Source organism: Spiroplasma corruscae, from assembly GCF_002237575.1.
In the GTDB taxonomy this organism is placed as follows: domain Bacteria; phylum Bacillota_I; class Bacilli_A; order Mycoplasmatales; family Mycoplasmataceae; genus Spiroplasma_A; species Spiroplasma_A corruscae.
Genome location: NZ_CP022535.1, coordinates 890,153 through 903,977, shown reverse-complemented (window position 1 = coordinate 903,977; position 13,825 = coordinate 890,153). Strand labels below are relative to the sequence as shown.

The following is a 13,825-nucleotide window of genomic DNA, read 5'->3' as shown; positions in this document are numbered from 1 at the left end:
AATTTTGAATCAACTGCTGTATTTGAAAAAGAATATAGAGGAAACTCCACGCTTGCACATCCTGAGATGGATGTAGTGATTGTGCTAGAGGAAAAAATAACTCTAGATACCTTTTAAGGTAATGACTTAAACAAGTCTAAGGGATTCGTCCTATGATTAGTTTTATAAAGTGCCACAGGGACGACTAGCTAGAAATAGTGAAATGGAACGGGTAAACTCCACAAGCAAGAAACTCAAATTTTGGTAGAGGAATTAGAAATTAAGAAATGAATTAATTTCTGAATCACTTTGTGATAGATAGATAGTTGATGCATTAATTTGTTACAGAACGTGGGTTATGATAAGTTATTCTCACTATTATTTTTAAGGATTTTTTATGAGAAGTTTAATAAAATTACTGAAAAAAAACAACTTAACAACGTCATCATGTGAGTCATTTACTGGTGGTATGTTCTCAAGTTTAATTACAAATTATAAAAACTCAAGTAAATATTTTAAGGGTGGGTTTTGTTGTTATTCAGATAATTTTAAAATTGAAGTTCTAGGTATTGATGAAAAAATAATTAAAAAGTATAGTGCAGTTTCAGAACAGACATTGAATCAAATGTTAATTAAGACGCAAGTTTTATTAAAAAGCGATATCGTTTTCGGTTTCACTGGTTATGCCCCTCCCACAAGTGTGGATGAGAGTCTTAAGGGATTATCATATATTGGTTTTAGATATAAAGATAAAAATTATATAACTAAGTTTTGTATAACAGATAATATGTCAAGAAAAAAATATAAACTATTAGCAATAAATAAAGTAATTAATGATTTTTTAATTTATTTAAAATAAGTTAATTATTTTTATTTTTTTACCGACATATATAAATGGAGGTTATATGATAAAAGAAATATTAGAAAATAACGAAAAAGAGGTTGTATTAAATATGTCAAAAAATCCATATGATGACCCAGCATTCAAAAACGTTTTAAAAGAAATTGAAAAAACTTTTGGTAAGGGTTCAATTATGAAACTTGGTGATAATGTTAGTCTTGAACATGACTCAATATCTACAGGAAGTTTTTTACTAGATAGAGCTATTGGTATTGGTGGATTGCCTAAAGGAAGAATAATTGAAATATTCGGTCCAGAATCTAGTGGGAAAACTACATTGTCATTACATGTAATTGCAGAAGCACAAAAAAGTAGTGGTCGTGCAGCATTTATTGATGCTGAACATGCGCTTGATCCTAAGTATGCTAAAAATATAGGTGTTGATATTAACAATTTAATTGTTGCTCAACCTGATACAGGTGAACAAGCATTAGATATCTTAGAAATGCTTGTTAAGTCAAACACTATTGATGTTGTTGTTGTTGATTCTGTTGCTGCCCTTGTTCCTAAGGCTGAACTAGATGGTGAAATGTCTGATCAACAAATTGGTTTACAAGCAAGGTTAATGTCTAAGGCTCTAAGGAAGTTAAATGGAATTATATCAAAAACTAATACAATAGTTATATTTATAAATCAGTTGAGGGAAAAAGTAGGGGTTATATTTGGAAGTCCTGAAATAACAACTGGTGGAAGAGCTTTAAGATTCTACTCTTCAGTTCGGATTGAAGTTAGAAAAGGTGAAGTAATTTCTACTAATGGAGAAGCTAGTGCAAATAAAATAAAAGTAAAAATTGTTAAAAATAAAGTTGCACCACCATTCAAAACTTGTCAAATTGTCATTAATTATAATAAAGGTATTGACCAAGAGTTAGAAATAATTGAAATGGCAACACTTTATAATGTAATTAATAAGTCTGGTGTTTGATACTCATATAATGACGAGAAAATAGGTCAAGGTAAAGATGCTGTTAGAGAATGATTTAAGAAAAACCCTGAAAAATATAATGAAATATATTTAAAACTTAATGATGCTATGAAACTATAATATTAAACATAATTTAAGTAAATAACAAAAACACCTTTTCCAGGTGTTTTTGTTATTTACTAAATAAAAAGTTTATCTTCTAAGTAAATTAATGTAAAATCAATATGTTGTAATTATTATTGCAATATCCACGCTTTATAGGATTGGAGAATACAATGCTAGAAGCAAATGAAATTATTAGAGACGAATCATATATTATGGTAATTATAATATTATTCCTAGTTGTTATTGCTATATCAATAGCGCTAATAGTAGTATTAAATTCTCGTCGCCGTAAATATGTTATGCAAAAAGCAAAAGACGAAGCAAATGAACTAAAATTTAAGATAATAGCGGAAGCAAAAAAAGAGATTGCTCAAAGTAACTTTGAGGCAAAAAACAGCATTCAAAGAAGGAATAATGAAATCCTTCTTAAAGAGCAGGAATTAGATTTACAAAGAGAAGAAGTTATTATTAAGATTAACGATATAAATATTAATAAGCAATATATCTTAGAAGAGAAAATAAATATTAATAATATAAAAAATGACTTATTATTAAAGGAAAAAAAAGCAATAGCACTTCTTGAAAAAGCGAGTAATTTTACAGCTGAACAAGCTAAACAAGAACTTCTTAATTTCATTGAAAGCAATTATTTTAATGAACTTTCAGAAAAGATAAAAGAAAAAGAAGATATGTTAAAATTCAAGTCCAAGGAGGTTGCTTCAAGAATGTTAATTGATGCTATGCAAAAATGTAATATTGAAGTAACTACTGATAAAAACACTACTATTTTTGATTTAGATGACGACTCATGAAAAGGTAAAATTATTGGTAAAGAAGGAAGAAATATAAAAACTTTTCAGATGTATTGTGGAGTAGATATAATTGTTGATGATACTCCAAATAGAATTATTATTTCTTCATTTAATCCGATTAGAAGGGAAATTGCTTTTCAAGTTTTGAGCCAACTAGTTAAAACTGGGAGAATTCAACCTGCTTCAATTGAAGAACAAATTATTATTCAATCAGAAAAGTTGGAAAAAACGTTTGAAGAGATTGGATTTAAGGTTGCGGTTGATTTAAAAATTGTTAATAAAATTCCTAGTGAGATAATACATCTATTGGGTAAATTAAAGTATAGACAAAGTTATGGGCAAAATGCCTTACAACATTCTATTGAAGTTGGAAGAATTTCAAAAGAAATAGCTTCAAAATTAGAATTAAATAAAGAAACAGCATTAATTGCAGGGTTACTTCATGATATAGGTAAAGCAGTGGATTTTGAAGAAGAAGGAACTCATGTAAGTGTTGGTGTAGAAATATTAAAAAAACATAATATTGATCATGTTATTGTAAATGCAGTTCATTCACATCACGGTGACTGTGAAAAAGAAACAATTTATGCAGAAATAGTTGCTATTGCTGATGGAATTAGTGCAGCAAGACCAGGTGCAAGAAACAATGATGCTAAAGATTATTTTATTAGAATGGAAGAACTTGAGCAGGTTTGTCTTGAAGAGCAGGGGGTATCTAAAGTATATGTACTTCAATCTGGTAGACAAATTAGAGTTATAGTAAACCCTAATATAATAGATGATTATAGTTTGAAAAAACTTATTATTCAGCTTAGAGAGAAAATTAATAAAATAAATAAAACTCCGGGGGAAATTACTTTAACAATAATAAGAGAAAAACGTGAATCACTAAAAATTTAAGAAATATTACTATGTTATAATTTTAGAAGTAGGAGAAAATTATGGGTTTTGGAGATTTTTTAGCAAATAGAATGAAAAAGTCGATTGAAAAAAATTTAAAAAAAACGACTTTAAATGAAGAAAATATTAAAGAAGTACTAAGAGAAATTAGACTTGCATTTTTAGAAGCCGATGTTAATATTGATGTAGTAAAAACTTTAATAAAAAATATTGAACAAAAAGCACTTGGACAATACATTGAACAAGGTGTAAGAGCTGACCAACAAATGGTTAAACTTGTTCATGATGAATTAGTAGAAATATTAGGAAAAGTTAATAAGCCAATTGAAATTAACAAAAAACCTTCAGTAATAATGATGGTTGGTCTTCAAGGAGCTGGAAAGACAACAACAGCTGGTAAACTTGCTCATTTAATAACAAAAAAACATAACAAAAAAACTCTATTAGTGGCACTTGATATTTATAGACCAGGTGCTATTGATCAACTTGTTGAATTAGGACAACAAAATGATTTAGAAATCTTTGAAAAAGGCAAACAAGATCCTGTTAAGACAGCTAAACAAGCATTAGATTATGCTGAAAAAAATGGTGTAGATGTAATAATTTTAGATACAGCTGGTAGACTTCAAATAGATAAAGAATTGATGAAAGAATTAAACAACATTAGAAAAGAAGTCTCTCCATCTGAAATAATTCTTACCGTTGATGGGATGACAGGTCAAGATATTATTAATGTTACAAATGAATTTGATAAATTACTTAAACTAACAGGTGTAATTGTAACTAAGTTAGATGGAGATGCACGTGGGGGTGCAACTCTTTCAATTAGTCATATTACTAAATTACCAATTAAATTTATTGGTGAGGGTGAAGGTATTGGAGCTCTTGCTGAATTTCATCCTAAAAGAATGGCTGATAGAATTCTTGGAATGGGTGATGTTGATACATTATTTGAAAAAGCGGCTTCCGTTGTTGACCAAAGAACAATGGAAAAAACTATGAAAAGAATGTTTGCTGGGCAGTTTGATTTAGAAGATTTGAGAAATCAACTTGAACAAGTTGCAAAAATGGGAAATTTAGGAGGAATCATGAAAATGGTTCCTGGTATGAATGGTAAAGTATCAGAACAACAAATTACTCAAGCACAAGAAAGACTTAGGGTAGCAAATATTTTAATGAGCTCTATGACTTTAAAAGAGAGAAGAGAACCAAGAGTTTTAAAAGCGATGACTAGAAAGCAAAGGATTATAAAAGGGTCTGGTAGAACAGAAAAAGAATATAATGATTTGCTAAATCAATTTGATAAAGGTAAGAAACAAGTACTAGAAATGGCGAAATCATTAAAGGCTGGTAAACTTCCAAATTTCGGTGGTGGATTTAATAAATTTAGATAAAATATTGTTATTACAATATTTTTTTTATTTAGTAACAATAAGAATAAAATATATTTGAGGTGAATGTATGGAAAAGTTAATAGTAATAACTGGTGCATCTAGTGGTATTGGAAAACAATTAGCAATTGATTTTAATGAAAGAGGGTATAAATTACTCTTATTAGCTAGAAGAGTTGATTTATTAGTAAACCTAAATCTTGAAAATGCAATATGTAAACAATTAGATGTTACAGACTATGAAAATTTTAAGCTACAAGTAGATGAAGCAGAAAAATATTTTAATTTAAAGGTGGATTTACTTATTAATAACGCAGGTATTATGCCGCTAGATAAAATTTATAATTTAGACTTAAAAACACAACACGATATGATAGATATTAATATAAAAGGTGTTTTAAATGGTATGAATATAGTTATTAATGATATGAAAGAAAGAAAAACAGGTACTATTATTAATATTAGTTCGGTAGCTGGTAGATGAACAGGTGAAAATAGAGCTGTTTACAATGGAACAAAGTTTGCTGTTCATGCTATTTCAGAGCAATCAAGAAGAGAGTTAGCGCCATTTAATGTAAGGTTATTAACAATAGCACCGGCTATTGTAGATACAAATTTATTGGACAACACTAGCAATAAAGAAGTACTAAATGATTATCTAAAGGTTAAAGAAAAAATAAATAACGGACTTACTCCAAAACAAGTTTCTAGCATTATTATTTACGCTTATGAATTACCACAAGAAATTAGCTTGAAAGAAATTGTATTAAGTTCAACAAAACAAGCTATATAAAAAAAATCATACTAAGTATGATTTTATTTTTTTGATTCCAATTTTCTCAATTCTTCTTCTTTTTGAGTAATTGCTTGAAGTCTTCTGTTAGCATCATCAATTGCTTTTCTTGTAATTTCCATTTCAATTCTACGTTTTTCTTTTTCAATAACTTTTTTCCAAATTCCTGATTTCATTGAATCTGACATAAGTAAAATTATTAAGATTGAAATATTAAACATTTCATCTATTTTACGTGATACAAATTTCTTATCCTTAGGTGTCATTTGGTCTGATTTAATTACTTCAAGTGCAGAAACATCAACATAAAATTGTTCTGAAAATTCTAATCCAAATCTTTGGTTAACTATTGTTTTACCCTCATAAATAAATGCTAATAAGTTTTTAAATAATATTAACTTTTGTTCTATTTCATGAGGTGCACAACCTCTAAACTGACCAATTATATTTGATAATCTATCATCCTGGAATTGATCTACAATTTCTTCTATGATAACCCTAGTTTCTTGGCTAACAAGTTTAAAAATAGGTTTCTGTTGAGAAGTTTCAGTTTCAATAAACCTATAATTCATTGCACTAATATATTTTCTAATTCTTAGTGGTAGAATGTACATGTCATATGCTATATATTCTGAATATCTTCATTTTCTATCTATAATTTGCAAAATAATATTGTAAACCATTTCTAATATAGTAAGATTTAGTGTTCTATCATTAAGCTTAAATTCAAGTTTATTTAATCTTAAAATCTGATAATACTCATAACCATAGTATTCCATTGATAACATATTAAAATATGTTTGTATTGTGGTATTATTCATTATAGCTGAATAAGAAAATTGAATATCTGGAACTAATGCATCAATTATATTTTCAAATTGAGGTCTATAGTCAAGAATTGATTGAAAGTGTTTTTTTTCTGCTGCCATTGTTTTGCTTCCCCCAAAATCATTTTAATTATTTTACCACATTATGGAGTTATTTTTTATACTTTAAGTCTAAAAGGAGAAAAAAATGTCAATCAAAATAGTATGTTTTAACAAAGTTAGTAATGAATATAGGGATTTAAACGAGTTCTACATTAATAAAATAAATAAGTTTATAAACATCGAATTAATCGAAATAAAAGAAATAAATTATGGAAATCCTAAAGAATATATGGCAAAAAATGAATATAATATTAATGAACGATTAAATAAGTTTAAGAATTATGATACTTATTTATTAGAAATTAACTCTACTCAAATAGACTCAACAAAGTTTTCAAAAATTATAAACAACTGTATAGATACTAATAGTGGTAATATATGTTTTATTATTGGACCTAGTGATGGATATAGTGAATCATTTAAAAGTAAGTTTAAAAACCAAATAAGTTTTGGTAAGATTACATTCCCACATCAATTAGTTAGAATAATTTTATTAGAACAGATATATAGGAGTTTCAAGATCATTAAAAACCAAAAGTATCATAAATAGAGGTATAAAAAAAATGGTAAAACAGAAAGCAAGTTTTAATTGATTTCCTGGTCATATGAATAAAACAATTAAGGAAATTGAAGCGACTCTACCAATTATTGATTTAGTAATTGAAATAGTTGATGTAAGGGCTCCTTATTCATCTCAAAATCCATTATTAAAAAAATTATTAGCAAAAAAAAATAAATTAATGGTATTTACAAAGTGTGATATTGCAGACAAAACAGTCACTTCTCAATGAAGTGATTATTTTAAAAATACAAATACTTGAACTTATTTCATAAAAAATAAAACTATGGACATTTCAAAAGATATCATTAAAAAGATTAACGAAGCAACAATTGACATTCAAATAAAACAGAAAAATAAGGGGGTTGAAAACCCTCAATTAAATGTTCTTGTTGTAGGGATACCTAATGTTGGTAAATCTACTGTTATTACAAAATTAGCTAAAGGAAAAACAGCAAAAGTTGGTAATAAACCAGGTCTTACAAGAGGATTACAAAGATTTAATTTAACCAATAATATTACAGTTATTGATACTCCTGGAATATTACCATCTAAGTTTGAGAATGAAACTGTTGCTTGTAATTGTGCAGCTATTAATTCTATAAAATTAGATTTAATTCCTAAAGAGAGATTTGCTACAAAAATAATGAGATATATTTATAATTCATACCCATATCTAATAGAAAGTAAATACAACATAAAAAATACAGCTTTAAGACCAATTAATTATGAAGATACTTATAAAATCTTTGAGCAAATTGCAATGAAATATAACTTTTTAATTATAGATGATATTTATGATGTTGACCGTGCAATAGATAATTTTATAAACGATGTAATTGGTTGTAAGTTGGGTGCAGTTTCTTTTGAAAAACCAATAGAAGTTGTAGAAGTTAATTCATTAACACTTGATGATATTGATATTGATAAAGTTACTGAAAGTGATTTAACAGTTGAATGATAATAAATCCAAGATTTGAATATGATAATAAAATTAGATTAAACTATAAAGTAAAATATATATCTGGTAGCGATGAAGTCGGAAGGGGCGCAATGGCTGGTCCAATTGTTGTTGCTTCTGTTATATTAAAGGATGGATATAATAATGCTTTAATTAGAGATTCTAAATTATTAACAGAAAAACAAAGAGAAAGTTTATATGAAGAAATTCTAGAAAATTGTGTAAGTTATTCAATTTGTGAGTATAATGAAAAGGTTGTAGATAAATTAAATCCAAAGAATACTAGTAAAAATGGGATGATTGATACTATTTTAAATTTATCTACTAAGCCAGATTTATGTTTAATTGACGGTGAAGATTTAGAAATTGATAATTATAAATTTTTAAAAATTATAAAAGGTGATAATATAAGTTTGTCTATTTCTTGCGCAAGCATTGTTGCTAAAGTTTATAGAGATAGAATAATGAATGATTATCATTTATTATATCCTAGATATAATTTTATTAAGAATAAAGGTTACTGTACAAAAGAACATATGAATGCTTTAAGAGAATATGGGATATTAGATATTCATAGATTATCATATAGACCTGTAATTCAAGTCAAGGAGAAGAAAATGAGTTTTAACAAACAGAATAATTTATATCAGTTATGAATTAATTCAAAGAATGTAAATGAAAACTTAAAAAAAGAATTAGAAAACTATAGTGATTCTGAATTAGAAGTTGCTTTTAACAATAAATTGGAATTTGGTACAGCAGGAGTAAGAGGGATAATAGGTGCTGGACCAGGACATTTTAATGAATTTACAATAAAAGAAGTTACAATTGGTTATGCAAGATATTTAATAAAAAATTATCCAAATGATCTTGCACGTGGTGTTGTCATTGGTCATGACAATAGGAAGTTCTCAAAAGAGTTTTCTCAATTAGCCGCTGAAATATTGACTAGTTTTTCTATAAAAGCTTATTTATTTGAAAATAATGATATGAAACCAACTCCAGTAGTATCGTTTGCTACTAGAAAACTAAATGCTATTGGTGGTATTGTAATTACAGCAAGTCATAATCCTGCTGAGTACAATGGTTATAAAATATATGATGAAAATGGTTGTCAACTAATTGATTCTGATACTTTAATAATATCTAATTATATTAATGATATTGAAGATATATTGAGTTGAAAATATAAAGCAGATAATGATTTTTTAGAAGTTGTAAAACATGATGTTATTAATGATTACTGTGAGATGATTAATAATTTACAATTTTATAAGAATCAAGATAGAAATAATTTCAAAATTATTTATTCTGCTGTTAATGGAACAGGGACAGAGTTTAGTCCTAAGTTGCTTAGAAGTTATGGATATCAAGTAATTGAAGTTGAAGAACACTCATTTGAAGATAGCACATTTAAAAATGTTGGGAATCCAAACCCAGAGTTTGATAAAGCATGAGAAATACCATTTAAATATGCAAAAAAACATAAAGACGCCAGCTTGATCATTATGCAAGACCCTGATGCTGATAGAATTGGTGTTGCTGTAAATAATAATGGAGATTGAATTAGAATTGATGGTAATCAAACAGGACCGCTATTAATTGAATGGAAATTAAGTCAAATGAAATTGAACAATACAATGCCTAATAACCCTGCTCTTTACTCAAGTTTTGTTACAAGTGATTTAGGAGATAGAATCGCAAATGAAACATATGGTGTTTCTAATATTATAAAAACATTAACAGGTTTCAAGTGAATGGGTTCTGAAATTTTAAAAGAACCAGAAAGAGGTTTAAACTTTGTATTTGCATATGAAGAGAGTTATGGTTATGTCATTGATTCTTCAACTAGAGATAAAGATGGCATACAAGCTGCAACAATGTTAACAGAAGCTGCTTGATATTATAAAACAAAATTTAATAAATCCTTAATAGATGTTTTAAATGACTTATATGATAAGTATGGATACTACTACACTCATACTATTAACTTAAATTTTAGTATAAATGAAATTAAATCAAAAGTAGAACCAATAATGAAAAAACTAAGACTTGAAAATATCGAAAAGTTTGGTGATTTGGAAGTTTCATATGTTGAAGATTATTTAAGCGGCTTGTATAATATGCCGGGCCAAAACTTATTAAAGTTTTATTTTAATGAGAAAAGTTGGTTAGCAATACGACCAAGTGGTACTGAACCTAAAATTAAGATATATTTTGTTTGTGTAGATGTTAATTATGATAGAGCAAAGTCAAAATGTGATGCATTAATTAAAAATATAAAAGATTTTTTAGATATAAAATAAATCGATATTAATCGATTTTTTATTTTTTATTACTTTTTTCATAAACGTGTCGATTTATTAAGTGGGAGGTTAATAATGAACAATGTAACTATATTAGGCCAACTTGAAGGTAACCCCGAATTGGTATATAACTCTAAAGATGGCGAAAAAAAATTATATAAACTTATTATAAAAGTACCAAGAATAACAACAAATAAAAACTCTAAATGTAAGGAAGATTTTATAAATGTAAAAATCTGGAATAATGTTTTAGGTGATGAGTTTGATTATTATGATAAGTTAACTATTGGGGTTGAAGGTAAATTGATATCATATTCTAACCCTGAAAATAAAAGTTTTGGGAACGATTTTGTAGCTCATAAAATCTTTCAATTTAATTAATGGAAAATGTGCTACTATACTTTTCTTTAAAATATAATGGTGATTGAGATAAGATTTTCGATGCTCTTGAACAAAAAGAGAAAATCGATATCAATGAATTAAGAAATATTCAAGATAAAATAAGGTGCAAATTCATAACTTTGTTAAATCCAATTTACCCAACAGAGTTAAAAAATACCTTCAAACCACCATTTGTATTATATTATGTTGGAAATATACAATTATTATCAAACTTTAACAAAACATTATCAATTTATTCCAATGATAAATTAGATAAAAAAAATATCAATAGTATTAACTGTATATTGAATGAATCAAAAGAAAATGACTACACAATTATTCTTTCAAATGATGATAATTATATAAAAAAAGTAACCATTGAAAATTTAGATGTAAATAATAAATATATTTATGCAATAAATGGTAGTATATATAATTATTTTGTCGATAATGATCTTGATTTTGAAGATAATTTTAGTAAAACATTATTTTTGAGTTATACTTACAAAAATGACCATGAATCAAATGATGCAAAGACAAATCATTTACAGGCGTCATTATCTAAGTTTGTATTGTTCTTAGATTGCATTAATACTCAAAAGTATATTAATTTATTTAATCATTTTATAAATGAGGGTAAAGAAGTATTATCTATACCTGAAATAGAGTTATCAAGCGCCATTACAAATACTTTTATAGATATGGGTACAAAAATTTTAAAAAATTTTAAATAAGTGTAGAAATAAAATTAATTTATTGTATAATTAATTTGTCATAGAGATATGACACTTGTAAGGTTAATACCTAATAAAATTAAATTAATCATTTTATTCCCGACACACAAATGATATATAAAATTTTAATTGAGAGATAGATTATCTCTCTTTTTTTTATTTTCATAAATATATGTACTATAATTAAAGTGGTGATTAGAAATGAAGGAAATTAACAAAGAAACAAGTTCTCCTACTTTTACTAAGAAAAAACGTAAAAAAGCAAAAACATTTTTTGGAATTATATTTAAATACCTTAAAAAAAGACCTATTTTTGCCTTCTTTATAGTTTTTCTAACATTATTATCATCTGTTACTACTATTGTTGGTCCAAAAATTATTCAAAATATTATGTCAATTTTAATGGCACCAAGTATGTTTAAAGATGGAAATTATCCTCCAATAGATCAATTAAATGATATGTTAAGTAAATCTGGAAACAATATATTAGTCCAAGCTAAGGATCTAGGAAATGGAAATTATTGGTTTTACTCTTCATTCTTTGGTATTGATTTTGGATGACAAGATTGAATATATTTACAAGTAGGAATTTTTGCACTATTAGCTTTATTCACTTTTTTATCAAATTACTTAACTGGTTTGTTAGGTAAAAATATTGAAATTAATCTTAGAAATCAAGCTTTAGAAAATTTAGTAAAACAAGATATGAGTTATTACTCAGACAAAAAAATTGGTGAAATATTAACGAAAATTGTATCTGATACACAGATTGTTGGTGAACAAGGTCAAATTATTCCAGTAACACTTTTATCTGCTACATTTACTTTTTTCGGTTCATTAATTACAATGCTTACAATTGATGTAAAACTTACAATTGTTGTAATAGTTACTATGTTTATTATAATGACAGTAATGTTTTCAACTTTTGGTATTGTAAAAAAATTAATGTTTAAAACAAGGGATTCAATTACTTCAATTAATGGTGATGTTACCGATAGAATTGGTACCATTAATCTTATTAAAGCTTCAGGTACAGAATCTTATGAAACAGAAAGATTTAAGTACTTACATAAAGATTATTTTAAAAAATCAAAAAGTTTAATAAAATTACAATCAATTGTTATTACTGTTATGGTTGCAGGAATTAGTTCAATACAAATGGTAATAGTAATTGCTGCTGCTTTACTATATAACGGAGATGGTCCACAATTATCAGTTATATTATCATCATTTATAAGTGGTGTAGGAACAATGGTAGGGCCTCTAATGCAGTTAGCAAGAGTAAATGCAGGAATGGTTCAAGCGTCGACGTCTGCAGCGCGAATTGATGCTATTATGAAGGCTAAGGCTAAAATAGACCCTCATTACAACGAAGGTGAAGGAATATATATTGATTCTATTGATGGAGATATCATATTTAATAATATTGAGTTTAGATATCCAGAAAAACCAAATAAAGTAGTATTACCAAATTTTAGTTACACTTTTAAAAAGGGTAAGAGTTATGCCTTTGTTGGTGAAACTGGTGCAGGTAAATCTACTATTGCTAAATTATTACTAAGATTTTATGATCCTTATAAAGGTGAAGTGTTGATTAACAATAGTGTTAATCTTAAAGATGCTCATTTATCAAGTTATTTACAACATGTTGGATATGTAGAACAAGAACCTCAAATACTATTTGGAACAGTATCAGACAATATTAGGTATGGTAAATTTGATGCAACCGATGAAGAAATTAAGGAAGCTGCAAAAAAAGCTGAATTAGATAGCATTGTTTCATCTTGACCTGATGGTTATGACACAATACTTGGAGAAAGAGGATTTATTTTAAGTGGTGGACAAAAACAAAGACTTGTCATAGCGAGAATGTTTTTAAAAGACCCACAATTATTGGTTCTTGATGAAGCAACAAGTGCATTAGATAATATTATAGAAAAAGAGATTCAAAGCAAATTAGAAGCATTGATGAAGGGCAGAACAACTGTTACAATAGCCCACCGTTTAAGCACAATTAAAAATGTAGATCAAATAATTGTTTTAGGGCGAGACCAAGGTATTGTTCAAACTGGAACTTTTGATGAGTTAAAAGAAGTTCCGGGACATTTTAAAAATCTATACGAAGCAGGGTTAATGGATTAAAATAAAA

Annotated in this window: 12 protein-coding genes and 1 other RNA gene; 12 read left to right on the top strand and 1 reads right to left on the bottom strand. The window is 27.0% G+C overall.

The genetic code is table 4. From position 1 onward, the window contains the following. Nucleotide 1 precedes the first annotated feature (1 nt). The 6 genes from rnpB to SCORR_RS03945 all read left to right on the top strand — a co-directional run bounded on the left by rnpB (nucleotide 2) and on the right by SCORR_RS03945 (nucleotide 5,806). Nucleotides 2-343: RNase P RNA component class B (gene rnpB / locus SCORR_RS03970), an RNA gene on the top strand. Between the two features lie 33 nt (nucleotides 344-376). Beyond that, complete coding sequence (locus tag SCORR_RS03965) at nucleotides 377-838, top strand: CinA family protein (protein WP_094049367.1); 462 nt, start codon at nucleotides 377-379, stop codon at nucleotides 836-838. 46 nt (nucleotides 839-884) lie between these two features. Beyond that, nucleotides 885-1,925 (top strand): recombinase RecA, encoded by a 1,041-nt coding sequence (gene recA / locus SCORR_RS03960; RefSeq protein ID WP_094049365.1) that lies wholly within the window; start codon nucleotides 885-887, stop codon nucleotides 1,923-1,925. A 155-nt stretch (nucleotides 1,926-2,080) separates the two neighbouring features. Further along, nucleotides 2,081-3,622, top strand: a complete 1,542-nt coding sequence (locus SCORR_RS03955) for an Rnase Y domain-containing protein (RefSeq protein WP_094049363.1) — start codon at nucleotides 2,081-2,083, stop codon at nucleotides 3,620-3,622. Nucleotides 3,623-3,663: 41 nt separating this feature from the next. Continuing rightward, a complete protein-coding gene (gene ffh, locus SCORR_RS03950) occupies nucleotides 3,664-5,016 on the top strand; it encodes a signal recognition particle protein (RefSeq protein WP_094049361.1) in 1,353 nt (450 codons plus the stop codon). 67 nt (nucleotides 5,017-5,083) lie between these two features. Then, a complete protein-coding gene (locus SCORR_RS03945; protein WP_094049900.1) occupies nucleotides 5,084-5,806 on the top strand; it encodes an SDR family oxidoreductase in 723 nt (240 codons plus the stop codon). A 23-nt stretch (nucleotides 5,807-5,829) separates the two neighbouring features. On the opposite strand, the gene SCORR_RS03940 is transcribed toward SCORR_RS03945, so the two are convergent. Continuing rightward, entirely contained in the window at nucleotides 5,830-6,735 is a 906-nt protein-coding gene (locus tag SCORR_RS03940) for a hypothetical protein (RefSeq protein ID WP_094049359.1), read from the bottom strand. Between the two features lie 85 nt (nucleotides 6,736-6,820). Between SCORR_RS03940 and SCORR_RS03935 the strand changes: the two genes are divergently transcribed. The 6 genes from SCORR_RS03935 (at nucleotide 6,821) to SCORR_RS03905 (ending at nucleotide 13,818) form a co-directional block, all read left to right on the top strand. Beyond that, the gene (locus SCORR_RS03935) at nucleotides 6,821-7,285 is read left to right on the top strand and encodes a 23S rRNA (pseudouridine(1915)-N(3))-methyltransferase RlmH (protein WP_094049357.1); all 465 of its coding nucleotides are present in this window, start codon (nucleotides 6,821-6,823) and stop codon (nucleotides 7,283-7,285) included. A gap of 13 nt (nucleotides 7,286-7,298) precedes the next feature. After that, a complete protein-coding gene (gene ylqF, locus SCORR_RS03930; protein ID WP_094049355.1) occupies nucleotides 7,299-8,258 on the top strand; it encodes a ribosome biogenesis GTPase YlqF in 960 nt (319 codons plus the stop codon). Continuing rightward, nucleotides 8,252-10,561 carry a ribonuclease HII gene (gene rnhB, locus SCORR_RS03920; RefSeq protein ID WP_245831781.1) on the top strand — a complete coding sequence of 770 codons (2,310 nt, stop codon included), beginning with the start codon at nucleotides 8,252-8,254 and terminating at the stop codon, nucleotides 10,559-10,561. Before ylqF ends, rnhB begins: the two co-directional genes overlap by 7 nt. Nucleotides 10,562-10,636: 75 nt before the next feature. After that, a complete protein-coding gene (locus tag SCORR_RS03915; protein WP_094049353.1) occupies nucleotides 10,637-10,942 on the top strand; it encodes a single-stranded DNA-binding protein in 306 nt (101 codons plus the stop codon). 8 nt (nucleotides 10,943-10,950) lie between these two features. Beyond that, entirely contained in the window at nucleotides 10,951-11,676 is a 726-nt protein-coding gene (locus SCORR_RS03910; protein WP_157705392.1) for a DNA-processing protein DprA, read from the top strand. 201 nt (nucleotides 11,677-11,877) lie between these two features. Continuing rightward, nucleotides 11,878-13,818: an ABC transporter ATP-binding protein gene (locus SCORR_RS03905; RefSeq protein ID WP_094049349.1), complete on the top strand. Its 1,941-nt coding sequence runs from the start codon at nucleotides 11,878-11,880 to the stop codon at nucleotides 13,816-13,818. Nucleotides 13,819-13,825: the final 7 nt, after the last annotated feature.